This window comes from Dyadobacter sp. (genome assembly GCF_017744695.1).
GTDB lineage: Bacteria > Bacteroidota > Bacteroidia > Cytophagales > Spirosomataceae > Dyadobacter.
In genome coordinates this window covers 554,672-580,626 of the sequence record NZ_JAGIAS010000001.1, presented here as the reverse complement: position 1 = coordinate 580,626, position 25,955 = coordinate 554,672, and the positions used below count along the sequence as shown (strand labels likewise).

28 protein-coding genes and 1 tRNA gene are annotated in these 25,955 nt (G+C 49.8%); 6 read left to right on the top strand and 23 right to left on the bottom strand.

Annotated features, from left to right (window positions below):
- Positions 1-41: 41 nt before the first annotated feature.
- The 6 genes from J7619_RS02190 to budA all read right to left on the bottom strand — a co-directional run bounded on the left by J7619_RS02190 (position 42) and on the right by budA (position 6,315).
- Positions 42-623, bottom strand: a complete 582-nt coding sequence (locus tag J7619_RS02190) for a DUF4136 domain-containing protein (RefSeq protein ID WP_291193459.1) — start codon at positions 621-623, stop codon at positions 42-44.
- Between the two features lie 60 nt (positions 624-683).
- A complete protein-coding gene (locus J7619_RS02185) occupies positions 684-2,222 on the bottom strand; it encodes a Do family serine endopeptidase (RefSeq protein WP_291193457.1) in 1,539 nt (512 codons plus the stop codon).
- 169 nt (positions 2,223-2,391) lie between these two features.
- Positions 2,392-3,645 (bottom strand): HAMP domain-containing sensor histidine kinase, encoded by a 1,254-nt coding sequence (locus J7619_RS02180; protein ID WP_291193455.1) that lies wholly within the window; start codon positions 3,643-3,645, stop codon positions 2,392-2,394.
- The gene (locus tag J7619_RS02175; protein ID WP_291193453.1) at positions 3,642-4,319 is read right to left on the bottom strand and encodes a response regulator transcription factor; all 678 of its coding nucleotides are present in this window, start codon (positions 4,317-4,319) and stop codon (positions 3,642-3,644) included. Before J7619_RS02175 ends, J7619_RS02180 begins: the two co-directional genes overlap by 4 nt.
- Before the next feature lie 80 nt (positions 4,320-4,399).
- Positions 4,400-5,410: an alpha/beta hydrolase gene (locus J7619_RS02170; RefSeq protein ID WP_291193451.1), complete on the bottom strand. Its 1,011-nt coding sequence runs from the start codon at positions 5,408-5,410 to the stop codon at positions 4,400-4,402.
- Positions 5,411-5,487: 77 nt separating this feature from the next.
- Positions 5,488-6,315 (bottom strand): acetolactate decarboxylase, encoded by an 828-nt coding sequence (gene budA / locus J7619_RS02165; protein WP_291193449.1) that lies wholly within the window; start codon positions 6,313-6,315, stop codon positions 5,488-5,490.
- A gap of 216 nt (positions 6,316-6,531) precedes the next feature.
- On the opposite strand from budA, the gene J7619_RS02160 reads away from it, so the two are divergent.
- The 5 genes from J7619_RS02160 to J7619_RS02140 all read left to right on the top strand — a co-directional run bounded on the left by J7619_RS02160 (position 6,532) and on the right by J7619_RS02140 (position 11,557).
- Positions 6,532-7,740 (top strand): dipeptidase, encoded by a 1,209-nt coding sequence (locus J7619_RS02160; RefSeq protein ID WP_291193447.1) that lies wholly within the window; start codon positions 6,532-6,534, stop codon positions 7,738-7,740.
- Positions 7,741-7,878: 138 nt separating this feature from the next.
- Entirely contained in the window at positions 7,879-9,885 is a 2,007-nt protein-coding gene (gene glgB / locus J7619_RS02155; RefSeq protein ID WP_291193445.1) for a 1,4-alpha-glucan branching protein GlgB, read from the top strand.
- 131 nt (positions 9,886-10,016) lie between these two features.
- A complete protein-coding gene (locus tag J7619_RS02150; protein WP_291193443.1) occupies positions 10,017-10,697 on the top strand; it encodes a hypothetical protein in 681 nt (226 codons plus the stop codon).
- Positions 10,698-10,715: 18 nt separating this feature from the next.
- On the top strand, positions 10,716-11,387 hold the full coding sequence (locus J7619_RS02145; RefSeq protein WP_291193441.1) for an NUDIX hydrolase: 672 nt from the start codon (positions 10,716-10,718) through the stop codon (positions 11,385-11,387).
- A gap of 98 nt (positions 11,388-11,485) precedes the next feature.
- Positions 11,486-11,557, top strand: a tRNA-Arg gene (locus J7619_RS02140).
- 1,064 nt (positions 11,558-12,621) lie between these two features.
- Here J7619_RS02140 and J7619_RS02135 read toward each other — a convergent pair.
- From J7619_RS02135 to J7619_RS02110, 6 genes are all read right to left on the bottom strand, one after another.
- Positions 12,622-13,284, bottom strand: a complete 663-nt coding sequence (locus J7619_RS02135) for a hypothetical protein (protein WP_291193439.1) — start codon at positions 13,282-13,284, stop codon at positions 12,622-12,624.
- Between the two features lie 1,050 nt (positions 13,285-14,334).
- Positions 14,335-15,033, bottom strand: coding sequence for an AraC family transcriptional regulator (locus tag J7619_RS02130; protein ID WP_291196444.1), 699 nt, complete (start codon positions 15,031-15,033; stop codon positions 14,335-14,337).
- Between the two features lie 98 nt (positions 15,034-15,131).
- Positions 15,132-16,172, bottom strand: a complete 1,041-nt coding sequence (locus J7619_RS02125; RefSeq protein WP_291193437.1) for an aldehyde reductase — start codon at positions 16,170-16,172, stop codon at positions 15,132-15,134.
- 334 nt (positions 16,173-16,506) lie between these two features.
- Complete coding sequence (locus J7619_RS02120; RefSeq protein ID WP_310589795.1) at positions 16,507-16,764, bottom strand: AraC family transcriptional regulator; 258 nt, start codon at positions 16,762-16,764, stop codon at positions 16,507-16,509.
- Positions 16,765-16,784: 20 nt separating this feature from the next.
- Positions 16,785-17,522, bottom strand: coding sequence for an SDR family oxidoreductase (locus J7619_RS02115; protein ID WP_291193435.1), 738 nt, complete (start codon positions 17,520-17,522; stop codon positions 16,785-16,787).
- A 282-nt stretch (positions 17,523-17,804) separates the two neighbouring features.
- The gene (locus J7619_RS02110) at positions 17,805-18,557 is read right to left on the bottom strand and encodes an SDR family NAD(P)-dependent oxidoreductase (protein ID WP_291193433.1); all 753 of its coding nucleotides are present in this window, start codon (positions 18,555-18,557) and stop codon (positions 17,805-17,807) included.
- 102 nt (positions 18,558-18,659) lie between these two features.
- On the opposite strand from J7619_RS02110, the gene J7619_RS02105 reads away from it, so the two are divergent.
- Complete coding sequence (locus tag J7619_RS02105) at positions 18,660-19,043, top strand: helix-turn-helix domain-containing protein (protein WP_291193431.1); 384 nt, start codon at positions 18,660-18,662, stop codon at positions 19,041-19,043.
- On the opposite strand, the gene J7619_RS02100 is transcribed toward J7619_RS02105, so the two are convergent.
- The 11 genes from J7619_RS02100 to J7619_RS02050 form a co-directional block, all read right to left on the bottom strand.
- Positions 19,014-19,238, bottom strand: coding sequence for a hypothetical protein (locus J7619_RS02100; RefSeq protein WP_291193430.1), 225 nt, complete (start codon positions 19,236-19,238; stop codon positions 19,014-19,016). The two genes, J7619_RS02105 and J7619_RS02100, sit on opposite strands and share 30 nt — an antisense overlap.
- Positions 19,239-19,320: 82 nt before the next feature.
- Complete coding sequence (locus J7619_RS02095) at positions 19,321-20,127, bottom strand: type 1 glutamine amidotransferase domain-containing protein (protein ID WP_291193428.1); 807 nt, start codon at positions 20,125-20,127, stop codon at positions 19,321-19,323.
- Positions 20,128-20,156: 29 nt separating this feature from the next.
- Complete coding sequence (locus J7619_RS02090) at positions 20,157-20,939, bottom strand: putative quinol monooxygenase (RefSeq protein WP_291193426.1); 783 nt, start codon at positions 20,937-20,939, stop codon at positions 20,157-20,159.
- A gap of 7 nt (positions 20,940-20,946) precedes the next feature.
- Positions 20,947-21,759, bottom strand: coding sequence for an alpha/beta fold hydrolase (locus J7619_RS02085; RefSeq protein WP_291193424.1), 813 nt, complete (start codon positions 21,757-21,759; stop codon positions 20,947-20,949).
- A gap of 80 nt (positions 21,760-21,839) precedes the next feature.
- Entirely contained in the window at positions 21,840-22,424 is a 585-nt protein-coding gene (locus J7619_RS02080; RefSeq protein ID WP_291193422.1) for a carboxymuconolactone decarboxylase family protein, read from the bottom strand.
- A 29-nt stretch (positions 22,425-22,453) separates the two neighbouring features.
- The gene (locus J7619_RS02075) at positions 22,454-23,014 is read right to left on the bottom strand and encodes a cupin domain-containing protein (RefSeq protein ID WP_291193420.1); all 561 of its coding nucleotides are present in this window, start codon (positions 23,012-23,014) and stop codon (positions 22,454-22,456) included.
- Positions 23,015-23,045: 31 nt separating this feature from the next.
- Positions 23,046-23,270 (bottom strand): 2TM domain-containing protein, encoded by a 225-nt coding sequence (locus tag J7619_RS02070; protein ID WP_291193418.1) that lies wholly within the window; start codon positions 23,268-23,270, stop codon positions 23,046-23,048.
- 41 nt (positions 23,271-23,311) lie between these two features.
- Positions 23,312-23,899 carry an NAD(P)H-dependent oxidoreductase gene (locus J7619_RS02065; protein ID WP_291193416.1) on the bottom strand — a complete coding sequence of 196 codons (588 nt, stop codon included), beginning with the start codon at positions 23,897-23,899 and terminating at the stop codon, positions 23,312-23,314.
- 78 nt (positions 23,900-23,977) lie between these two features.
- Positions 23,978-24,568, bottom strand: a complete 591-nt coding sequence (locus tag J7619_RS02060) for a Crp/Fnr family transcriptional regulator (protein ID WP_291193414.1) — start codon at positions 24,566-24,568, stop codon at positions 23,978-23,980.
- Positions 24,569-24,799: 231 nt separating this feature from the next.
- A complete protein-coding gene (locus tag J7619_RS02055) occupies positions 24,800-25,210 on the bottom strand; it encodes a nuclear transport factor 2 family protein (protein ID WP_291193412.1) in 411 nt (136 codons plus the stop codon).
- Positions 25,211-25,235: 25 nt separating this feature from the next.
- Positions 25,236-25,760 carry a TetR/AcrR family transcriptional regulator gene (locus tag J7619_RS02050; protein ID WP_291193410.1) on the bottom strand — a complete coding sequence of 175 codons (525 nt, stop codon included), beginning with the start codon at positions 25,758-25,760 and terminating at the stop codon, positions 25,236-25,238.
- Between the last annotated feature and the right edge of the window lie 195 nt (positions 25,761-25,955).

Below are 25,955 nucleotides of genomic sequence, written 5' to 3'. Positions count from 1 at the left end.
CCCGAAACGGTGACTTCGGAAGTGCCTGCGGGAAATGCCTGTCAGATTAATCCCTGCTGCGCAGGAAAGTTTTTCATGAGTTTTTTAACACCCTTGTTAATCTGTTTTTCGAGCCGGTTTGGATTGCTCACATCGCCGGAAATCGCTTTTTGCCAGATAATATCACCGGTTTTGGTATCCACCACATCGAGGATCAGCGTACCGTCGGTGCCGGTGGTAGAATAGGGATAGCCTCCGTAGCCATACCCGCCGAAGCCGCCATAGTAAGGATATCCCCAGCCGAACCGGCCCCAGCCCATCATGGGGTAGGCACCGAATGGGTAGGCCCCGCCACCATAGTAGTTCTTACGCACGCGTTGCGTGTAGGTGTGGAATTGCAGGAGCAGGTCGGGGTGCTGGGTATTTCGTATGAGCCCCTTGCTTTCCAGCGCCTTGTCGAAAGCAGTTTGGATGCGGTGACGCGAAAGCGAACTGGCGTACATTGGGTTTTGGTTGGTTTTCATGTCGGGGACAATCCAGTTATAAGTCAAAGCCTTGCCGGACGTAGGCTGTTGGGGACTTTGCGCGAGCACCACACTGCCCAGCAGAGTCAGCATTCCCAACAAAATCAGGTTCTTTTTCATTTGAATGGGTCATTTTAAGTGGTTTTCCGGGAACGCCTTTTCCCGGAAAACCGAGGGTTACTACAAGCCAATTGCAAAATATTGGGTTTCATCGTTGCCGGGATAAAGCCCCTCGATCATCACCCCGCCTTTTTTGCTTTGCAGCATTTTAATGGCTTCACGGGCATTGGCAACCGGTGTCTTATCGATTTTGGTAATCACAAATCCTTCTTCCATATCGGTACCCTGGCGGATTTTGCCGGCATTGATGGCCGTTACTTGCGCGCCGGCACCGATTCCGTATTCTTTTTTCTGCTGATTGGTCAGGTCTTTCAGCTCAATACCCAGCTGTTCCATCACGGCCGACGACGAGCGGTCGGCAACGGAAGGCTCGGAAATGCCTTTCAATGTCACGGAAACCACTTTTTCGACACCGTCGCGGTTCACATTCACGGTGACTTTGTCGGATGGTTTATGTTGGGCGATGGCTTCCTGCAACTGCGGTACGCTGGTAATCTCATGGCCGTCGATCTTGGTGATCACATCACCGATTTTGATGCCGGCCTCTTTCGCGGCACTTTCGTCAGCGAAATTCTCGACGCGGACGCCTTCATCCACTTTCAGGTCAAATGATTTGACTTTGGTCGCATCCACTTCGCTGATACCCACGCCCAGGTACCCGCGCTGTACGGAGCCGAATTTGGAAATATCTTCCACCACTTTGTGGGCAATGCTCGAAGGGACCGCGAACGAATAGCCGGCAAACGAGCCTGTCTGGCTGGCAATGGCGGTGTTGATGCCGATGAGGTTACCATTCAAATCCACCAATGCACCACCCGAGTTGCCCGGGTTCACAGCCGCGTCGGTTTGAATGAACGACTCGATAGGCGCCTTGGCATTCTCGCCGAGGATATTGATGCTGCGTCCTTTCGCGCTCACGATGCCTGCGGTCACGGTCGAGGTGAGGTTGTAGGGGTTACCCACTGCCAATACCCATTGTCCCACTTCCACATTCTCGGAGTTGCCGAACGACAATGCCGGCAGGTTCTTCGCGTCGATCTTGATCAGCGCAATGTCCGTGTTCGGGTCGCTGCCGATTACTTTGGCTTTGTAGGTATGTTTGTCGGCAAGGGTGACTTCCAGCGTTTCCGCGCCCTGGATCACGTGGTTGTTTGTCACGATATAGCCGTCGGGATTGATGATCACGCCTGAACCGGTGGCCTGGGGTTTCTCCATTTTACCTTCGGGAGCCTGCTGGCCGAACGGGTTGCGATCACCGAAGAAATCCCTGAACTCTTCCGGGATTTGCATTTGACTCACCGTACGTTCCGGTTTCAATGTCGATTTAATGTGCACAACCGCCGCAGTGGCTTTTTTGGAGGCAAATGAAAAGTCGGCGGGGATCATCGCCGAGGGGCCATTGGTAATTGGCCCACCGGTCGCCGGGCCGGCGGCTTTACCATCCAGCCGGGCTTTGACGAACGGGGTTGCATTGCTGACCCATGTCGAAATAGTATCGGGCTTGCCGAAATGCTCGTAAGTAGCGTAGGAGGTTCCGCCCAACAATGCGGATGCAAGGGCTACTGCTGTTATTTTTCTGAAATTACGGGTTGTTGTCATCGCTATTAAATTGATTAAGTGTATTCAAATTTCAGTAGCGATCCTGTTGCAATTCTGTGTGAATTCTGAAGACAATTTGTAGTTGCGCGTTTTTTTGAAATACATAAAAAAAGGAGAATCAAAGACCCTCCCTTTATTCACTACTAGCCATGAAAAATCTTGAATATCGTTACCAGGTCACGGTGAGAATGTGCCATGTGCCTTCGGTTTCATATCTGAGCGTTTGCCCATTTACCTGGCAGATCGTTTTCGCCAGTGCGAGTCCCAGGCCGAGCGATGCTGAATTGGAGCCTTCCTTACGGAATCTTTCAAACATCAGTTCGGGGTCGATATGGATGGGCGCGCCGGTGTTGCGGACAATCAACTGTCCCGGGACGAGCCTGATATCGATCGTTCCCCCATTTACATTGTAGCGAATTGCATTGGTCAATAAATTATTCACCAGCACTTCCGCCAATGCTGGGTGCATTACCGGGCCCGTCGGCTCTATCGCAGTCTTCACGGTAATCTCCCGCTGCTCGATCAGATCTTCCAGGTCCCGGAGCTTGCGGTTGATGATCGGAACCAGGCTGATCGGCTCTGTACCGGCCAGAAACTGCCGGTTTTCGATTTTGGTAAGCAATAATAATGCCTGATTCAGTTTCGCCAGCCGATTGGCTGCCTCGCTAATCTCCGAAAGTGCCACTATTTGCGATTCTTTCAGGTCCTCGTCCTGGAACAGCCCTTCGATTTTGGACAATATCACCGCCAGCGGGGTCTGTATCTCGTGCGAGGCATTCTCGGTAAACTCTTTCAGGTTTTGGTAAGTGGCCGCAAGACGGTCGGTAAACTGCGTCACTGACAGGTTTAGCTGGTCAAATTCGACGGTATGCTGTTTGGGAAAAGTCAGTACTTCGTGCTTTTCGACCTGGTAGGAATCCAGTGCGCGCAAGGTCCTGTAAAACGGCCGCCATAACCGACGGGAAAGCCAGCTGTTCAGCAGGAGCAGGGATATAAGCAGCAATGCCACAATGAATGTGACGGTCATGACCACCGCTTCCAGTAATTGCTGTCGCTGGGCTAGTAACTTGCTGATAGTCACACGGTACCATGCTCCCTCGACGCGTTCGTAGAAGGTCAGCTGCCGGTAGGGCTGGTATTCGTTTTCAAACTCGTTGAACAGTTTTCGCTCCACAAGCACCATTTGCCCCGGGTACCGAACCTGATCCAGTTGCAGGCTGTCGCCGAGCTGTAGAATGTACACCGGCAGTTCGTCGATGTGCCGGAGTTGCCAGCTCACTTTGGTCTTGCTGCGCATGAGTTCCTTGTTTACTTCCAGGTCTATCAGGTAATCTACTGAAAAATAGAATAATACGGCACCCAGTGTGAGCACGCACAGCGATGTGACGATCTGATATTTGAGAATGCGTTCCAGCAGTTTCATTGCTCGCTGAATTTATAGCCGACCCCGTAAATGGATTTCAGATAGTCGGGGCAGCCTTTGTCCATCAGCTTCTTTCGGAGGTTTTTAATATGTGTGTATATAAAGTCAAAATTGTCCATTAAGTCCGCATCGTCACCCCACAGGTGCTCGGCGATGGATTCCTTGGTCAATACCCGGTTTTTGTTGGCGATCAGGTACACGAGCAGATCGTATTCCTTGCGGGTCAGGACGATTTCCTGCTGATCGACGAGCACGAGATGTTCCTGTGGATCGATCTGGATTTTGCCGAACCGTATTTGCTGGCTTCCCTGGAAGCTCCGTCGGCGTATCACGGCCTGCACGCGCGCATTCAGTTCCGAAAGGTGGAAAGGTTTGGTCAGGTAATCGTCCGAGCCGAGGTTCAGGCCGGTAATGCGGTCGTCGAGTGAATTTTTAGCGGAAATGATGATGATACCGGTCTCCGGGAAGTTGCGTTTGAGCTCCCGGACGGCGTCGAGACCGTCGCCATCGGGTAACATCAGGTCCACAAGTACACAGTCGTAGCGGTAAATATGAATCTTTTCAACCGCCGTCCGGTAGTCTGCCGCCCATTCGCAAATGAAGTTTTCGCGCTGAAAATAGTTTTGTATGCTGGTGGCCAGCGCTTTTTCGTCTTCAATGAGCAGCAGTTTCATAGCATTGTTGTTTGTACAAATGAAACTACAAATTTTGGAGGAAATCTGAAGTCATTCCATGCCCGGCATGAAATGCCGGGTTACTTAACAGTGCGTTTGGCCCAGTTGAAAATGGTGGAGTACACCTCGTCGCGGACGGGTTGTTTGGAAAGGATGAGGTCATGCATGCCACCCTGGACTGCCTGAATGCTGTATTGACCTACAATATTCTGGGCCTGCTGCGCCACGTCCCCGACATTGAGCACCGCGTCGCCGGTGAAAAAGATATCACTCCATTTCTTTTCGTCGATGGATTTGGCCGAATGCAGCACCAGTACCGGTTTATTGATAGTGATACCCTGTGCAAGCCGCTCCTGCGCCTGATGCACGGCGCGTATCCATCCGAGGTTGACGGGCGGGGCGATGAATGGTTTCAAGCCCAGGCTATACGACCATTCGCCATGCGCTGTCACATGCAAGCTTTCGCCATAGAGTGGGTTGATACCCAGGTCGAAGGTCGTTTCCGGGTGTTTTTCAGCCCTTTTTACGAGTAACGGCAACGCCTTTTTTTTGAGTCCCGATTTGATATTTAATGCAAACATCGGACTGTTGAGCAGCACCGCATCGAATTTCTCCCTGCCCGCCCGCTCGCTCGCGTAAAGCGATATCGTGAGCCCGCCCAGCGAATGCCCGCTCAAAAGCACTTTTTCGTTGCCTTCCGCTTTGATAACCGCCAGAGCGGTGTCGATATCGGCGTAGTACTCGGAAAGGTCGCGGACATTATTGATCTTCTGATGGCTGAGCCACGAGCGACCGTATTTCCGGAGATCGACGGCGTAAAAGTTGAACCCCTCCTTTATGTAGCGCTCGGCCATTTCCTCCTGGAAGAAATAGTCGTTGAAGCCGTGGACATAAAGAACCGCTTTGGTGCGCTTTTCCGGAGTCGTTTTCCGGATGATCGTGCAGGTAACGCTGCCTTCGTAGTCGGAAGGCTGCACGATCGTCGCCTGTTTGAAACCCTTGCCCATCATATCCGCGAAATAGGTAACCTGCGCATGAACGGCGCCGGCGGAAAGTGTGACGAAGAGTGCGGACAGAAGGCGGTTTTTCATGGAAATGTGTACGAATCAGGCGTAAATATAAATGCTGTAAGTCCTCAGGGCAACTCATCGCGGCTATTCCATCGCGGCTATTCGATCTTTTTCAGTTCGGCCCCGCGGTCGGGTTGGAGGTTAACCTTGCCAAACTCCGCATTGGTATTGTTTTCAATAGTGAAACCCCTGGCCATGTCGATTTCGACGGTGAGGACGTCGGCAGTGAAGTTGAATATGTGCCCGCCCGATTTGTGATCGTCCGCCAGATAATGCAAATGAAACCCCGGCACATTGGTTCGCGCCAAATACGGCGGGAGCAGGAACCCGGCGCAAACGCCGGTCGTGTTTTTCAATTCAAAAACGACCTGGTTATGCTTCAAGTGCTCGGGTAGCGAAGTGTAAGGCTTGCTGGCGGGTTTTTCGGCTCTGGTGGTCATGGTAGAGAATTTAGCCGAAATTCTCAATGCGTAAATGCCGTTGGGATTCAGCAGATGTTCGATTTGTTCCTGTACTTTTTCGTAGGTCAGGCCGGGGCCATTCAAATGGATCACCGTGTCGGCCTTGAAGAATTTCACGAATGCGACCGAGGTGCTGTCCGAATCGGGGACTTCCTTCACAGAGCCGTCGTAGCTGATCTTGTAAACATGCCCTTTGTCGATCAGCAGCTCCCCATCGACCCTGTTGAATGTGCCCACGCCGAAATCACCTTTCTTTTTCAGTTGCCCGATCGTCAGGTCGCCGTCGAAAACGCCTGCCATGAGCGCGTCGATGATGGAATATTGGTACATGAAATCCTGCCCGGAGGCCGCATGATGCCGGTTTTTCGCTGACTGTGCGATGGTATTACCTGCCAAAATGCAGGCGAGAAAGGCTGCCAAAAGGCATTTGAAAACACTTTTGTGAAGCAGGGAAAGACGAAGCATGCGTAGAAAGGGTTTGGGATTGGTTACAAATGACGGCATATGGCCGAATCTTTGCAATGCGGGCGGTGACATTCTATCCAAAGGTATTAATAGCACCTGGCCGGGGATATTTTGGAGAATAGCAGGGAAAGCGGGAAGGTAGTTGACAATCCGGGAAAAAAAGATCAATTTAAAAACAGTTAATATTCCTTTACCAATCACCAATTAATCCTGAAAATGAAAAGGTTTTTACTCCTGTTACTAGTTCCCGCGCTGACACATGCGCAACTCGCACCACCCGTGATGTCGGACAAGGCCAAGAAGATCCACGCGGCCGCATTGACCATCGACACCCACGCCGACGTGCCTATTAATATGATGAAACCCGGCTTCGACGTGGCCGTCGAGCACGATTTTGAAAAAGACCGTTCGCAGATAGACTTCCCGAGGATGATCCGGGGCGGCATGGACGGGATGTTTTTCGCCGTGTACCTCGGGCAGGGCAAACGCACCGAAGAAGCCAATGCAGAAGCCAAGAAAAAAGCCCTGGCGATTTTTGACAAAATCCATGAGGCGGTGAAGGCCAATCCGCAAACTGCCGGGCTTGCCACGACTTCCAAAGATGCCTACCGTTTGCAAAAGGAGGGAAAACGGGCCGTGTTTATCGGTATGGAAAATGGTTGGCCGGTAGGGAAGGATCTCGCAAATTTGAAGCTCTACTACGATCTGGGCCTGCGCTATATTACCCTTTCGCACTCGCTGAACAATGACATTTGTGATTCTTCCACGGACGGTGATGGCCCTGAATTCAACGGATTGAGCGCATTTGGCGAAGAAGTGGTGAAGGAAATGAACCGCCTCGGCATTATGGTCGACATTTCGCACGTTTCCGATTCCACTTTTTACGACGTGATCAAATTGACGAAAGCACCTGTGATCGCTTCGCATTCGTCGTGCCGTGCCTTATGCGACGTGCCCAGAAACATGACGGACGACATGATCAAAACACTCGCCAAAAACGGCGGGGTGATCCAGATCAACTTTGTGCCCGGATTTGTGAAAAAGCCTTCCGAGCCGCATGAAATGTCGCTGAAAGCATTGCGTCTCAAAATCCGCCAGACCGACCTTTCGGATGCGGACAAGAAAGCATTGCGTGACGAAATGAAGGCAATCGATGAGAAATATAAAGCCGACAAACCTACTGTGCAGGACGCTGTGGATCACATCGAGCACGTGATCAAGCTGACCAGCGTGGACCACGTGGGCATTGGTATGGACATGGACGGCGGTGGTGAGGTGATCGGCTTGCAGGACGTGAGCCAGATCGGCGCGATTACCGAGGAGCTGGTCAAAAGAGGCTATTCCGCAAAGGATATTGAAAAAATATGGGGCGGCAACATCATGCGCGTTCTGGATCAGGTAGAAAAGGCCGCAGGCCATATCTGATTTGCTTTCAGGTGGCGCCCCCGGGGTGCCACCGGCGCTATCAGCGGGACAAAAAATATATACATTTTAATAAATAGTTTAATAAAATTGTAAATCTTACGTCCTCGAACAGATTACACATTAATTGAAGAATTACAAATGGCTAAGTCAACCGGAAAGAAAAAAACAAACGCAACCGTCGACCCTGCCGAGGATGCCGGCACCCCTGTGGCGGCCCAGTCGGTGAATGCGGTGGAAACCATTAGCCGTTTTTCAGACTTCGATATACACCTGTTCCGTCAGGGCAAGCATTACAAGCTTTACGAGAAGCTGGGTTCGCATGTGATGGAGGTCAATGGGGTGGTAGGGACGTATTTCGCAGTGTGGGCACCCAATGCGACTTATCTGTCGGTGATCGGGAATTTCAACGGCTGGAACCACGGCAGTCATTCACTGTCACCACGCTGGGACAGCTCCGGTATCTGGGAAGGCTGGATTCCGAATGTAGGGGTAGGAGAAGTTTACAAATACTACATTATCTCGCAAAACGGGCAGCACCTCGAAAAGTCCGATCCGTTTGCGCTCTGGTGTGAAGTAGCGCCGCGCACGGCTTCCATCGTTTGGGACACCTGGTACGAGTGGAATGATGCCGATTGGATGAAAATCCGCAAGGAAAAAAACAAACTGAATGCGCCGATTTCGGTGTATGAAGTGCATTTAGGCTCCTGGCAGCGCGACCCGTCCAATCCCGAAAGGCATTTGACCTACAAGGAAATCGCGGAGAGCCTGGTACCTTATGTGAAGGAAATGGGTTTCACACACGTGGAATTGATGCCGATTATGGAGCACCCGTACGCGCCGTCGTGGGGTTATCAGATCACCGGGTATTTTTCTTGCTCTTCGCGCATGGGTACGCCGCAGGAGCTGATGTACCTCGTCGATCAGCTGCACCAGGCGGGCATCGGCGTGTATATGGACTGGGTGCCTTCGCACTTTCCGGGCGATGCCCACGGGCTTTTCCGGTTCGACGGCACTTCGCTGTACGAGCACGAAGACCCTCGCAAAGGTTACCATCCCGACTGGAAGAGCTACATTTTCAACTACGGAAGAAACGAGGTACGCTCGTTTTTGATCAGTAATGCCATTTTCTGGCTCGACCGCTACCATTCCGATGGCTTGCGCGTGGATGCCGTGGCTTCAATGCTTTACCTCGATTATTCGCGCAAACATGGCGAATGGATTCCGAACGAATTCGGAGGCCGTGAGAACCTGGAAGCAATTTCGTTGCTCCGGGAAATGAACGTGGCTGTCTATACCGAGTTTCCGGACATCCAGACCATCGCCGAAGAATCGACCGCATTCCCGGGCGTATCGAGGCCTGTTTTCGTGGGTGGATTAGGCTTTGGTATGAAATGGATGATGGGTTGGATGAACGATACCTTGAAGTATTTCGAGAAAGACCCTGCCTTCCGCAAATGGCACCAGGATCAGCTTACGTTCAGTCTGGTGTATGCATTTTCCGAAAATTTCATGTTGCCGTTCTCGCACGACGAGGTAGTTTACGGCAAGAAGTCACTCATTAACAAAATGCCCGGTGACGAATGGCAGAAGTTCGCGAACCTGCGTCTGATGTTCACGTACATGTTCACGCATCCGGGCACGAAGCTGATGTTCATGGGCGGCGAATTCGGGCAGACTTCTGAATGGAACTTCCAACAAAGTCTTGACTGGCATTTGTTGGAGTATGCGCCACATAAAGGCATCCGCGAATGCGTGATCGCGCTCAACAAGCTGTACAAGGAAGAGCCGGCGTTGTTCGACTACTCGTTTTCGCACGACGGCTTCGAATGGATCGATACGCAGGACCGGGAGAATTCCGTACTCGTTTACGCCCGCAAATCGACCGACCCGACGCGCAACCTTATCATCGCGCTCAACCTGACACCGGTTCCCCGGAAAGGCTACCGCGTTGGCGTGGCCTCCGAAGGAAGCTGGCAGGAGATATTCAATTCGGATGCGGCGCAATTCGGCGGTAGCGGAATCATCAATTATGAGCCCGTCACCGCAGAAAGCCACCAATGGCACGGGAAAGCCCATTCGCTGATCCTCGATCTGCCCCCGCTGGGTGCCGTGGTGCTGAGAAAGGAGCCCAAAAAGCGGAAATAGTTTGACAAAGGAGCAACGGTAAGGTCGCGGATCTGTGTCTACCGTTTACTTAATTCGTAGATGATCTTGAGGCAGAGGCTGGGGTCTCTGCCTTATTTTTTTACCTTTGCCGTTCAAAACATCACGATCAAATGAAAAGCATTCGATTCATAGTACTTTTTGTTTTTTTAGGTTTATCAGAAGCTTTTTCTCAGGACATATCCCGCGTTACTTCCGGCATCGATGTTGGCCTGGGCTACCAGGACAAGGTTTGGGTGCCTTCCGCTACCTATCATCAGGAATTGAGCCTCAGTAACTTCCCCTGGTTCAGGGTGGGTTGGGGCGTACGAGGCTGGGGGTATTATGCCGGCCGGACGGACATGCTGCCCAAGTCCAGCGCCCTCAATGCCGATACACTCAAATTCGGAAAGCTCTCCGCAAATGGTGTCAGCTTCCTGTTAGGGGCTAATTTCAGAGTTTGGAAATTTGACATCGGCGCTAATACCGACCTTTTTGGCATTGCATTCGGCCTGAAACGCAATGCCTTGTACGAAGGTGGCGGCCTTTATGGGGAAGGTGGCGCGCATTATAACTCTTACATCAAAAGCGGCCCCGCCACGCTGAATGCGTTGCCGCTTTTCATGGATAAGCAAAACGGGCAGTCGGAAGCATATATCCGCTTTTGGATCACCGATCAGATCGGTGTGAAAGTGGCTTATGTGCATGGCCGCCTGACATACGCGTCACCTGAGAAGCTGATTAATGGTCAGACGCGCTACTCGACCACCTACGGCGTACCTTACGTCGCATTGTCGTTCCCGTTGTACAACTAAGCAACCCACACCTGGCATATGGCAGAGAATCTGACGGATTCGCATAAATACAATCTCTGGAAAAACCGGCTGATCAAAAATGGGCTGAACATCCATCGGATAGACGAGCTTTACACCCGTCGTAACGGTCACGGCGAAGTGTTGTTTTCGCTCCTGTACACCGACGCAACAACGCCGGAAGGCAACAAAATACCGCCGATCTGCTTCCTGAAAGGTGAAGTTGTCAGCGTGCTGGTATGCTTCATCGACGTGGTGACAAGAGAAAAATTTTTGCTCCTGGTCCAACAACGCCGCATTTGCGATGGATCGATGACCTACGAGCACCCCGCAGGTATGCTCGACAGCGAGAGCGACGCAGCCTCCGTGGCCGCACGCGAAGTTTTCGAAGAGACCGGCATCGTCGTCGAAAAATCCCAGCTGATCAGCGTCAACCGGGAGCCATTCTACCCGTCGACCGGCACGAGCGACGAGGCTATGTACATGTTCTACTGCGAGCTGGAACTCACTTCTGAGGCCATTCAGTCGTACCATGACAACGTGCAGGGGCTGCTCTCCGATCATGAATACATCAAGACCTTCGTGGTACCATTCGAAGAAGGCCACAGGCTCATCACGAATGTGAACGGGGTATTGCTCGATTATCTTTACCTGAAAAGCGTGGGTGACTGGGAGTTGCTGAAAAAGTTATGATTTCGTCACAGAAATTTGAAAACAAATCCGGCAATAATAGGTCAAAATTCAAAATAGGGGCTATATTTGCAGCCCATTAGAGGCGAAAAGCCAGCTACGCTCCCGTAGTTCAATGGATAGAATAATGGTTTCCGGTACCATCGATAGGGGTTCGAATCCCTTCGGGAGCACCCTAAGGGACAAGTCGTTTTTGAACGCACTTGTCCCTTTTTTTGTGCTCTTAACTTGCTCGTTATCTGATAGATAAGATCGATGCCTTCGTTGAGTCGAGCGGTTCGATGTTCCGTTCCGTCAAAAGTCAAATTTTCGGGGAAGATCGAACCAATTATCTGCCTTTTTTCTTCTATAGTGCCTGATTTATAGAGCTTTGAGAGGTGTTCGAGTCCCGTGAGGGTATGCTTCAGATATGCTCCTATTTCTGCTTGATCATCAGAAAAGTTGAAGAGCTTAATTTTAAGCTCTTCAATTCGTTTTGTGCAATGCGATTTAACATGCTCAAAGTCTTCCGTCACGATATGCCCATCGACCAATTTGATTCGGGCATTTCGTAATCTCTCATTTATCTTGTCTAGTTCTTCTACTAAATCTTTTCTCTCCCTTTCCCGGATTTTCGTCTGTTCCTTGTAGCTACTAAGCACCAAATCAGAATAAATTTTCATCCGGCCGGGACGGGGTACAAGCATGTTGAGTTGACGTTCGAATTTTTCATTTACGTCGTCCGCCTTAAATCGAACACCACACGACGAAGAACAATGATAATAGTAGTAGTAAGTGCTTCTTCCTTTCGATGCGCTTCCTGATAGCATTCTATCGCATTTGGTTCAACGTAAGAACCCCCGGAGTTTTTCTGACCGCTTGCTTCCATACTTGTTCTGTGTTAAATCTACCCAGTGCAAGTTCTTCAAACACCCATTTCATTATCGGTGCCTTATTTGTGTCAGGCTCAATTATCTTTTTTCCGTCAAATGACCGGGAATTACGATATCCTATTGGGGCGGTGGCCATCCAGCGTCTTCTTTCTTAGCGCCGCCGCATGCCGTGGAAGACATTCAATGCGCTACGATCATTCTCAACTTCGGGCGCGGCCATTGGTCAGAGAACAGGTATGGAAATTTCTTTTCGTTTTGGGACAACCGCTCTATGTCGGCTCTACGCAGGTCGATGTTAACCCTGTGGCAATAATGGTTTAACCGGCCAGTAAGTGGGAGTAAAGTTTAGTCGTTATACTGGAAATCTAGTATTTTATAGATGTCCTCCGTTCTTGCTCTATCTTTATTAATTTAGCTCTCCTCCCGTTCTTGAATCCGAAAATAAACAAGGGAACGGCCCCGCCACTAATCAAAAAGCCGCCTGTCATTTGCGCTAAGGATTTATCGCTATCATCCCATATCTTATTACTGCCGCTGATGATTAAAGCGGGGCCGGCGATGGCTGTAATGATGCCGAAGACTGTGCAAACAACTGAATTGCTTCGGAACTTTTGTTTTTGGGAGACCAGCTCGCTCGGTTGCCAGTGGGTGATTTCTTGCTGGAATGCCAATAATTTCGCTTGTTTATCATACCTCTGACGGGGTAACTTGATAGCAGTGTCCGGGGCAATGGTGAGGCCTTGGAAGGCTTCTCTTTCGCTGTTCCCGTATACGAGCAAGCCAATTTCGGCTTTCGGCAATATGTATATTGTGAAGGTGTCATCTTTGATCTTACGATTCTTTACAGTATTGATGCTTAGCTCGGTAAACCTAATCACGAAAGTGTCTTTTCTGACTGCGAGTATTGAATCAGCATTCCCTTGCTGGGCTGAACTATGGCTTGGTAGAAATACAACAGCTATCAAAGCGGTTATCAGTAATAGCCCCTGCGAAGTGTTTCTGGCGAACACAGTTGACTTAGTCTCCATATTCTTAAAATTTCAGTGATAATGAGCCAATCTTGTTTATGATTGCTGTATCCTGGATTTAAAAGTATACTCTGGGGCCCTTTTCTTCTGAGTAGTTCCTTACGTACAGGGGAACCATTCGAAGACATTTCTTAGACAAGTCCGCCCAAAGTAACCGAATGCTATGATCTGGATTGAGTCAGAATGATATGCTTATCTTTAAAACAGTGGAAAAATGATGTCTTTGAACGAAAAAAGCACCCTTTAAGGTGCTTTAAGTGATCCACGTGCGGAGTATGGATCTTAAAAGCGCCCGTGTGTCAAAAGCTTGTAATTCTTTCAAAACAGGTAGTAGAGATCGTGGCCGATTTTTTTCAGCCTGTCTTGATGCATTTTAGGCATCTGAACGATTAAAACAAAAGTATATATAAAAATTGGATCTTTCCCCAGGTCCCTTAGTACGTAATGGTGGCGATCCATTTGTTCTGCGTATACCGCCAACGTTCGCTAATGAGCACCGCTCCAGCGTTCATAAGAGTTTATGCGATTGTATTGCCCTCCGGCGCCTCATGCTGTTGATCCTCCTTTTGATATACAGACCCGCTTTGGCAACCGTGCGCTATCTTGCGGTACTCTTTTTCACCCTTGGCCTTTAGGTCTTCCAGTGTGTCCCGACAACTCAGTTCCACGTCTTCAATCAGGTCTAAGACCGCGTTGCTAAATTTCCGCCGAGTACGCTTACCTTTTTCGGGCGAATGTTCGACCCCCAAGGAATGAGCCACTTCCCGCACGGTCAGGGTCGTGGTGGAAAGCGTTTGCTTGGTTTTTTCAATGAGCTTATCTTGAATATATTGCTGGGCTTTTGCCGATCTGTGGTCGCAGCTTGTCGCTCAGGTAGCTGGGGAACCTTTCTCAGGTGTTAAACGGGGGGCATTTTGTTTGCCAAGCAGTTTCTAAGTCCCTTGACCTCACACAGATAATTGAAACATGCATAACATAGACCAGCGTTCGTAGGAGACCGACTAAAGCTTTGAAACCAGCAGCAAAGTACTTAGGCAGAACCAACTATCGTTACAATCCCGAAAACTGGCTTGGTGGATAACCATATTGTTTTTTAAAGGCGAATGAAAAGTGAGAAAGGTCTTCGAAGCCAGTATCCAAGTAAACTTCCGAAGGTTTTCTTCTTTGTTCAACAATTTGGTAGTGCGCCAGTTCCAGGCGTTTATACGTAAGCCAACGGCCGGGCGACGTGTTAAAAGCATTTTTAAAATCCTTTTTGAACGTTGTCAGGCTTCTGCCGGTTAAATAGCCGAATTTTTCCAGCGGCAGGTTAAACCGGAAGTTATGTTCCATAAAAGTGACCAGATCAAGCTTCCCGGGTGCTTCAAAATGCCCTAACAAGCCGTCCGCCTCAGGATTGATCGCTTTTAAAATGCGGATAGCTTCTTCCACCTTAAATGCGGCAATATCGGCGGGTAGCGCATCTGCCAAATCGAAGTAAGGCTGCAAAGAGTTAAACAAGCTTTGCAGCAGGGGGTGATCTGCAAAGATCAGCGGCTCATGGCTGCGTTCTGCCGCAGGTTTAATCTCCTTATAGTATTGTTCCAGTCTATCCTGGCGGAAGATTACCGAGATGGCCACGCAAGGCTCGCCGTGCAGCGGTAGCTTGCTCATTCGCCCCAGTTGGTCACGCGGGAACAGGACCGTATCACCGGCAAAGAAACGATAGCTGCGTTCGGCTGCTGCGACCCGCACCTCGCCCGAGATCACGCGTACCAATGCAGGCCAGAGGAGCATTAGCTCCCGGCTGTAATGGGCTTCCTTTTTACAGGATATAAAAACTTCGGCGACTTCCCGCATAACTCAATTTACAACAAATTTAAACGGATCAGGCTTTCGGCAGCGGCCAATATCGCATCTTTCGGCGAACGGGGCGACCAGCCCAGTAGCTCAATCGCTTTGGCGCTGGTCAGGTTCATCGGGATACCCAGTAAAGATACCATGCTTTTGACCATCGGATCCTTTAGTGCTGCAATACGCAGAACAATATTCGGTAGTTGCATCGCCTTCACCTTGCCTGCCTTATTGCCCAGATTGGCTTTCAGTATCTTTGCCACTTCCACCAGCCAGAAGCTTTCGCCGCCGGTAGCGATAAAGCGCTCACCATTGGCCTTAGGATCAAGCATAGCGCGCAAGTGCAGGTCAGCAACATCGCGCACGTCGACAAAACAGGAGTTGATCTTAGGGCACCCCGCCATTTTACCGGTCAGCATGTTTTTGACCAGGTAGATGGAATGGGAGTAATCCGGCCCTAGTACCGGCCCCACTACCGCTGCCGGGTTCACGACTGCCAGTTCCAGACTTCCGCCTTCACTTTCCATAAATTCCCAGGCTGCTCTTTCTGCCAACGTTTTGGACTTCTGGTAAGCCGGGGCATGGGTAGTATCCGTCCAGACGGTTTCATCGTAAGGTGTGGTTTGCTTAGGATGGCCGTAAACGATGGCACCGATCGCCGAGGTCAATACCACTCTTTTTACGCCCGCATCCTTGGATGCGCGTAACACCCGCAGTACGCCCTCCCGGGCAGGAATGATCATTTCATCCTCATGCTTGAAATTCAGCTTCGGTGTCGGTGAAGCGACATGCAACACGTAAACGCAGTCTTTCACCGCGTCATCCCAGTGTGCATCGCTCGACAGGTCGGCGTGTATGAAGGTTAGCCTCTCACCCGCCTCGACGCCACCTTCACGCAGCATTGCTCTTACCGCCGGTTCCCGGTTTAGATCGCGAAGTGTGGTCCTTACCCGGTATCCGGCATTTAATAATTGCAGGATGCAGTGTACGGCGATAAAGCCCGCGCCACCGGTTACCAGTACTAATTTTTCTGTATTTGAATTTGTGTTCATCATCTATTAATGTTTGGATGATGCAAAATTCAGTTTAAACCTGTCATTGTGTTTTGTTTAAAAGGCGCAATATACTTTGTTTAAAAGGCGGATAGAATAGAGGTACTGCTCCTAACATGGTATCTTCGATCACAGTGTACATGAACAAAACCGCCGGACCATTGCGAAGGGGCTATCCAGGTAAGCGAACTTGAAGCACCATCCATGTTTTGGCTAATCATTGCCCTGACTTGGCTTATTACAGGTTTTTGATTCGCTGGACATTTGTCATGTAGTTAAATGTCCAACAATTAAAAGCCCCGGAAATGAGCAAACAGTATTGATTACGGAGTGGCAATCAGTTATTGAAACTGGCACGAAACGCTAGCGGAGATTGTGAGGTCTTTGTTTTAAACAGTTTGCTGAATGACTGCGGGTGCTCAAAGCCTAGCTCATAAGCGATTTCTGACACAGAAGTGTTGGTAGCTGCCAGTCGCTGCTTTGCCTTATCGATGAGAATACCCTGGATGTATTGCTGCGTGTTAAGCCCTGTCCAGGATTTGAGCATATCACTCAGGTATCGTTGTGACAACGTTAGTTCAGCACAGATATCCACGACGGAAGGCAGACCTGCTATCAGTGCCTTGCCGGACGAATGACAATATCGCCCACCTCTACGTCCTTTGGCTGGCTGATTGCATAGATCACCGCGTCGGCAATGGCGTCAGGGCTTATTGCCATTTTCGCAACAGCGTCGCTAGCTGCTGTTTTCATCTCATCAGTTTTTACACTTTTTATGGCAAATTCTGTCTTAATGTAACCGGGGGAAATACCTGTGATGCGTATGCTGCCATCGGACTCTTGCCTGAAAGCCTCTGTTATGGTTCTGACAGCATTCTTGGTTCCTGCATAGACTCCCTGGGTGGGCACGATCTTTATTCCGGAAGCCGAAATGATATTGACAATATGCCCTGACTGCTGCTGTTTAAAAACAGGAATCGAAGCCGCCATGCCATATAAAACACCTTTGATGTTACTGTCGATCATTTCGTCCCAGCCATCCGTATCAAGTTCATCAATTCGACCGAGCCGGGCAACCCCGGCATTGTTTACGATGACATCAAGCCTACCGTACGTTTCTACTGCCCCCTGGACAAGCCGTAAGAGATCCACCTTGCGCGTAACATCCGTTTTGACGAACGCGGCCTGGCCGCCGTATTCCTTGATAAGGTTAGCTACTTCCTGCAAACGTGAAATGCTTCTGGCCCCAAGCATTAATTTCACACCTCTGGCGGCCAGCTTCTTTGCGATTGCGCTCCCGATGCCCTCACTTGCTCCGGTAACAATCGCCACCGTATCTTTTAAATCCTGCATAACATTTTGGTTTTAATGAAGTGTAAAGTTCCAGCCGCACAACCGGGAAAAAGTAGTTGGATTGGTATTTGTTGTAGCCATCTTTGCCTAATTCCGAAAGCCTCTGGTATCGCAAAATGCCTTGCTCATCAGAAGGGATTAACTTATGTCTAACCAGCTTTAAATCAGTCTTCTAACATACACGAATATTCTCATTCTTCCGCATTCACATTCGGATGCATTAAGAGAAACTCCGGTTCGGGCGCCAATGAGCTCAATCGAGGCGTCGGAAACGCAGCCGCTTTAGCGCATTCCTCCCGAGACAGCTAATTTTTCACCAGTGATCCAGCCCGCATTGTCTGAAGCCAGGAATGCGACTGCCGGGGCTATTTCATTTGGCTTGCCGAATCTACCCATCGGTATAGCGGCAATCATGCCCTTTTCGATGGCGCTACCTGCCAGGCCCAGCGCCTTTGACCCTTCGGTATCAGTCGGACCCGGGGCAACCGTATTGACCCGGATGTGCCGGTTCACCAGTTCTCTTGATAAAGAAACGGTTAAGGTGTTCAGGGCCGCCTTCGATGACGTATAAATGCTGGTGTAGGGCCCTGGATTCTGTCCGCCCACAGAGCTGATATTGATAATGCTACCTCCTGTTGGGGGAAAATACTTCAAAGACTCCTGGATCGTCAGCATGGGACCCAATACATTGACCCGGTACTGTTCCAGAAAATCTTCCTCCGTAACGGCTTCGATAGGGCCGAATCGGGCGATACCAGCGTTGTTCACCAGCACATCCAGCTTGCCAAACCGCTCCTTTACCTGTTTTAACAAATCAATAATATCGGTATGCCGGGCCATATCGGCCTGAAGGGCAATGGCCTGTCCGCCTGTCTCCCGGATGGCGGTAACCACGCTTTCCGCATCACTTTCCGCCGAATGATAGGTAACAATGACAATCGCGCCACAGGCGGCAAGTTCCTTGGCGATGGCGGCGCCTATACCCTTTGAGCTGCCTGTAACGATGGCAATTTTCTGCGTCAAATCTATTTTCATGATATCTTTTTTTGACAAAGCTAAATGAACGAACTTTACCCCGGGAATGGGTTTCCCTTTAGAAAGTAGTTTCCATAGAGAAACTAAGTTGCGCCAAGATAGATGAAAAAGAAAGTATTTATTGATCAAAAGCCCCTGCACTGTCCAAGTCAGCTCAGGGCTATCCATGATACGATGGATATTTTAAGCGGCAAATGGAAAATCACGATCATTGGCTGTCTTGCCTTCGGCGACAAACGGTTCATGGACTTAATGCGGGAAGTAAAAGGGATTGGCTCCAAAATGCTGTCCAAGGAGTTACATGAGCTGGAAATCAACGGTCTGGTCAGTCGCTCGGTGCAGCCAACCAAACCAGTCACGGTGGAATACGCGCTTACCGCTTATGGTGAGACCCTAAGGCCTATCCTGTGGGAAATGGCTGATTGGGGACAACATCACAGATTGAAAGTAAAAGCATCATTCAACGGAGAAATTAGGAATGGCTAGAACATCGCCTTGAATCTGGCGGGATACATCATGCAGACTATCGAAATCAGTTACTATCTCTGTAAGTTTTGCGTGTGTGATACCGATGGGGCGACGCACGAAAATCGCTACTTCGCTGTACTCGGGATCATTCAAAACAGTACTCAGAAGATCTTTGCCCGTGGCACCCGTAGCACCGATCATGATTGCTTTCATATCCTATAAATTTAATATTGGATTAGTTCGTTTCAGTAAAAGGTGGCGACATTTAACCATCGCCACCCTAAAATACTGTCTGTTATTTGACCAGCCATTTTTCCACGGCCCGTGAAAAATCGGCAACATCGATCGGGTGCCTGCTGGTGATCAGGTTGCCGTCGGTCACCACCGGTTGTTCGAGGACGGTCCCCCCGGCATTCTTCAAATCCACCTGAATATTCCAGTAGCCGGTCAGCTTGCGGCCTTTGAGAATGTCGGCCGATGCCAGTACCACCGGCGCGTGACAGATGGCAGCAATGAGCTTGCCGGATGCATTGAAATCACGAATGAATTTGAGCACGTCCTTATCCTGGCGGAGGTTATCCGGGTTCCAGGCGCCGCCGGGAATGAATACCGCATCGTAATCAGCCACTTTGATCTGGTCGGCGGTCCGGTCGAACTTGATCCATCCGACGGGCTGCAAGTACTGAATAGCCATGATATGCGTTTTGGCCATTTCAGGGAACATCAGTCCGTAGCGCTCAGGCGCGGGGACAAACTTCGGTGCGACAATGTCCACCTGGGCGCCCAGCTCGCGGAAGTACCACACCGGGCCGAGTAATTCTATTTCTTCGAAGCCATCCGCGGCCAGCACGGCAATGCGTTTGCCTTTCAGTAATGTTTTGTTTTGGACAGGCGTAAAAAAGAATGCGCGTAATGCTTCATTTCCCGGTGCATTCAGCAGCTGCGACACCGGCATGTTGACAACCGCAGCGGGCGATCCGAGTTTGTTCAGTACCGACAGCTGGTAGTCGGCTGCTGCATTTGATTTGTCCTGGGCTTGGGCGTTAGCCACTGCTGAGAGGCCTACCAGGCTTGCTACCGTTAATTGTTTGATCGTTTTCATTGTTGGAATTGATTTAAAAAAGTTTGATGTTAATTTTTTGAAGTATGGATCCTGATCCGGCTATCGGTCTCCGGTACTGCGATGAGTCTGTGGAGCCCTTTCTGGAATGGCTGCTGACGGATGCTGGTATTGAGATAATCGATGACCGGCTGAATCGGCGGGTAGTTCAGGTGGTATTGAAAAGCTTCTTCGCTCCTGAATTTTTCGTAGGTGACAAATCGGGTGCTGTCATCGGCAAGCTGCGAGAGCTGGTAGTTGATCACGCCAGGTTCGCCGCGGAACCGGGGCATTGCTGCATGGTACACCTGCTGGAAGCGCTTTTCCGTGCCGGGATGCGCATCCACGAACAGCATGATGGTCAGCGGCGTATCATTCCCGGCCGCCTCGGTACGCCATTGCTTTTTGGATACCGGTTCCAGGTCTTTGATGTACAGCCGTTGAGCAGCTTTGGACAGGGCATTTTCAGACAAACAATCAACTTTTTGAGAAGGAGGGAGCTGGGCATTCCCTTCGAAACCGGCTTTGCTGTTCCACCTTTCAATGACCCAGAATACTAATGGCTGTTCCTGCTCGGTGTAGGCTTCGGCCATGATGTTGTGATCATTCATCAGCGCCATGGCCACGTAACTTTTCAATGCTTGCTGAAACGCTTCCCGGGAGCTTTCTTTTACATCGTACCTGGTCAACACAGCTACGGTTTCAAGGTTGTTTTCGGCAGTTCCATTTGCCTGGGCATGCATGCCGCCCAGCCCGAGCCAGATCATACCGAATGAAAGCCATCGGTACGGTGAGAAATTCATTTTCGCTTTCATGGCCGTGTTACTGCGCGATTTTGATCAGAAGGTCCGATACCGCGTGCGGCTGCGAGAGGAAAGGCGAATGGCTGGTATTCACCTGGTACACCGCTTTGATACCGGCGGCGGCTATCATTTTGTCCTGAAAGCCCGGGGTAATCACCACATCCTGCGTCGTTTTGATATAAGCCTTTTCCACCGAGCCGAAGTTGGCATTGGTCAAAGTTACTTTATCGCCGAATGGGATCGACGGTTCTGCGCGGTAGTTCGCGAGTACCTGGTCTTTTGCGGCTTGCGGGCCATCGCCGATGAACAAAGCTGTGAGCGCTTCACGCTTCACGTCGAGCGTGAGATGGTCGGCGGAGAGGACAAGCTGAGGGCCAAGTTTGGAATCCGGGTCGTTCTGTGATAGCTCTCCCAGGTTTTGGCCCGAAGCGGGAAGAAATGCGCCGATATACACCAGTTTGCTGATTTTCCCGGGGATCTTTTCCGCTGTATTGGTAACCACCATACCGCCCATGCTATGGCCGACCAGGACAACTTTGCCATCTGTGTGGGAGATCGCGTCAATTACCTTACTGGTATATACGTCCAAGCTTAGCGTATGCGTCGGGGTATGGTCGGTTCCATGACCGGGAAGCTCCACAACGATCACTTTGTTACCCTTACTTTCCAGGTCCGCCCGTACGGCGTCCCAGACGTAGGGAGCTTGCCATGCCCCGTGCACCAGCACGTAGGTATTGGCTTTTGAAATGGTGGGCTCATCGCTTTTTGCACAGGATGAGCACGCGAAAACTGTAAGCACTGCGGATAGCAGTGACGAAATCGTCTTTTTCATTTGACTAAAAATTTGATTGTTAAAAAATGAATTTGCCTACTTTGTGTGACGGTGTTCGGCGGGTTCCGTTTTTTCTTGAATCACTTCTCCGGGTCGGGCGTTGCAATGTTCGGGGCAGGGATGTCAAATCCGTTTAATAAGGTAGCAATCAGGCAATATCCGGCTACGAGAAAGAAAAGCTCTGCTACGCCGTCCTGGCCCAGCAGCTTTACAGCGAGCCTGTAAGTAGAGTCGGGAACAATGTTGCCGCTTACAAGGGTGCGGGCAATATCGTGCGCGACGCTTTCCTGATCGCCCAATGCGAACGGGCTGCCGCCTGAGGCCAGCGTGGAGATCACCGATTGCGGGACGCCGAACGCTTCGGCCATAATTTCATGAGCATAGAGTTCAAAGCGGGCGCCGAGCTTACCACCGACGGTAAGGATGGCCACTTCGCGAACCCGTTTCGGTAGCGTGGCGTGATTGTCCAGCGAGCGCAGGAACGTCAATGCGGGTATCCCGAATTGCGGATAATGCAGCATCGGCGGAAATGGCCCCACCAGCGCGCCGTCGGTGTCCATCATATTTACCTGGCCTTGGCTGCGGCCGATCAGCCTGGCAATTTCATCGTGCACGAAACGGACTTCGCCTTGAAGTGTTTCCGGTGCTAATGGTTTGATACGCATAGTTTTATAAGTTTATAAAAATGAGGAGATTAACTGGTGAACCGGCCGTCTATCAGCACAAAGGCAATGCGGCAAATTTTGTCCGACCGGTTGGCCCAGGCATGGTTGGTGCCCGTCTGGACCACGATGTCCCCGGCTTTGACTACCGTTTCGGCGCGGTCGAGGACTAGGGTGATTTCCCCTTCCAGCACAATGCCGTAGTCGATCGTCTCGGTCTTATGCATGAGCGGATGCGGAGCGCCTTCGTGCGAGGTGGACGCTTTTTCATCGCCCATCGCTTTAAATTTCGCAGCAGCGTCGGTGCCGGTCAGGCTGCGTATTGCTTCGCCTTCCGGCGGGAAATCGATTACCCGGATGCGGGTGCCATTTGCGGGCGGCGGCAGTACGAGCCTGTCTTCGTCCACTTCTTCGAGTTGCGGGTGGATCAATGCAGGCGTTTCAAGTGTGTGCCATACTTCGTAAAATGTGGGGCCTCCGGGGCCGCCTACAAGCTGGATATGCACGGGCGCCGCGTCGGAAATAATGATGGCTTTGCCGTCTGCGTCGTGGCCTGTAACAATGCGTCTGAATGTGTTTTGCTGCGGGTTCATGATTTTGATGTTTTAAAAGGCTGTGAATGGTTTAATATCTTTTGGCTTTTTTGAATACAAAAACTCCCATGTAATGGAAGACGATACCGATCACCCAGGCGCCTGTTTGCCACAATGGCCAGAGGTAGGTTTGGTTGGTGAGGGACCATACGAGCCAAAGGGCCGGTACTGTCAGCAGGAACACCAGCAGGTGAATGTTGAAACCTTTTTTGAGCTTGACGGGAGCAGCAGCGCCCATTTGTTTTGCGTGTAACATGACGTTTAGGATTTGAAGTTTTATGAAATGGATAAATGAATTCAAATGAGTTTCCGGCCGAGTTTCGCCACTTTTTCCAGCCATTTCATTCGCTGCATGTCGGTGGTTTTTCGCATGAAACCGAAAGTGGTGAACCGGATCGGGTCGAAGCCGACGTAGCCGAACACGATGTCTTTCAGGATCTGGTATTGAGATGCGCTGTAAATGATGTAATACCACCATTTCGGCGTGTCCATCGTCACCAGGATCCGCATACTTTTGCCTTTCAGCAGCTTCTGTGGAAATACTTTGCCCGACTGGTGCTTGAATGCGAAGCCGGGAAGCAAGATCCGGTCGATGAAACCCTTCATGACAGCCGGCATGAAGCCCCACCAGTTCGGGTAGGCGAGTACCACGTGGTCGGCCCAGGCAAGGAGTTGCTGCGCTTTGGCCAGATCTTCTTCGAGCGGTATATCCACACCATTTTTATACCCGTCGTGCAGGGTCAGATCGAAATTCAGCCGGGAAATGTAAATCGTCTTACAGACCGCCCCGGCGCTTTCCGCACCCATTTCGTAGGCATCGAGCAATGCCTTGCAAAATGAATTTTCGGATGGGTGGCCCAGGAGTAGTAATATGTGCTTTGCCATTGCATTATCATGTTTAAATTGACAATACAAAGTTGCCACCCGGGCGCGGGGCGTGCCTGACACAAATGCGTCAAAAAACTATTGATGTGCTAATCTCTGGCGGATGCGGGTGAGCGTTTGACGTTCGATGCCGAGATAGCTGCAAAGGTGGGAGAGGGATACCCGGTTGAAGAGGCCAGGATGCTTCTCGATGAACGTCAGATAACGTGCTTCGGCAGTTTGAAAAATGAAGCTTTCAATGCGCGCCTGCTGGCGTTTTAAAATCTCTTCGGCCACCAGCCGCCCGTACCGCTCAAAGCTGGTCGATTGCTGGTAGACCCACTGTAGATCTTCGTAAGAGAGACAGGCCATAACCGTCGGTTCCAGGCACTGAATCGTGTAGTTGCTGGGCTGGCGGGTCAGAAACGAGTGGTAATGTGTTGCATAATCTCCTGCCTGATAAAATCCGACGGTTATTTCATCACCCGCGGAATCGACATAAAATGACCGGGCCAGACCTGCCGTGATGAAGCCTATTGCCTTCTGGACGGCGCCGGTTTCGAGGAAGAATTCTTTCTTTTGGAGGTTATGAAAAGAGAGCTTCGAAACAAACAATGACAGCTCATTGTCCGTTAGTGTGGGACAAATTTGCTTTAACGAAAGAATGTATGCCTGCTTCCCTGATTCCATGACGAGCCGACTTTACCTTTAAAATCTATTTGTACAGATATCCCTGTTGAGACTTGCATTTAAATGTAGCCTATAAATTCCATCTATGTGGAATCGGGATGGAAAAAATCGGTCGTTAAAGTATCCTCTTAGTGTTGACAAAGAGTATGTTAAGGCAGCTTATCCGTCTTTGTATTTGAATCCCGGGAAGTGCTATGCACTCCCCGGGATTTCATGAAAACTGAAAAGTGATTACACATGCCGGTCTGCCTCGTTGATTTCGAGATCATTGATACTTGCATACCGCTTTGCCATCAGGCCATTTTCATCAAACTCCCAGTTTTCATTCCCGTAAGCTCTGAACCATTTGCCTTCTTTGTCCCTGTACTCGTATTCAAACCTCACGGCAATTCTGTTGTCAGTATGCGCCCAATATTCTTTTTTGAGTTTGTAGTCTAACTCTTTTTCCCATTTTTTGGTCAAAAATTTTACAATTTCTTCTCGTCCATTAACAAATACATTTCTATTCCGCCATTCGCTGTCGACGGTGTAAGCTAGTGATACTTTTTGCGGGTCTTGACTATTCCAGGCATCTTCTGCCAATTGGATCTTTTGTAGCGCCGTTTCTAATGTGAACGGAGGCAAAGGAAGTTTCTGTTCCATTTTTTTTATAAATTAAAGTGAAAAACTATATTAAATTATCTACAATTTCTTTGGATTTATAGACCAACTCATTTGACTTAAATAGTTGGCTTTCAATGATTGAACCTTCGAACAATAAATATATGTGGTCGGATATCGACTCGCTTACATCTTCGTTTTTGAAAAATATTCTCAGGTCATTCTTATGTGCTTGTATAATAGAGAGAATTGAAGCCTGATCTCTTGATATTTCAGATAAAATATTCAGGAAACTACACCCCCTGAAATCTTCCTTTTCATTCATGTAAATAATGAAATCAAAAGCAGCTAACAAGCGCTGCTTAGTTCCTTTTGATTTTGAACAAAACCTGTTCAATTCAGAAAACCAATATTCATGCCTCGCAGTCAGGAACGCAATGCAAAGATCATCCTTTGACTTAAAGTGGTCATAAAAACTTGCTTTGGCCACTGCGGCTTCACTAATGATCTGATTAATGCCTGTACTATTGTAGCCCTGCTGATGAAACAATCCCGAGGCTGTCGTAAGTATTCTTTCTTTCGGTGAGTTCATGTTCGTCGCTGTTATGATACAAATGTATGCAGTGTATTTTAGACAGACAAGTCTGTCTGTATTTTTTTTTAAATTTTTTTTGAAAGCATTGCAGGCAATTTCGGGGACTGGCAAGAAAACGCGCTAAAATATATCCTCCAAGGTACTCCCATACTTCAATGTAGCCTGGCTGTGATAGGGAGTTTTTTGTTCATT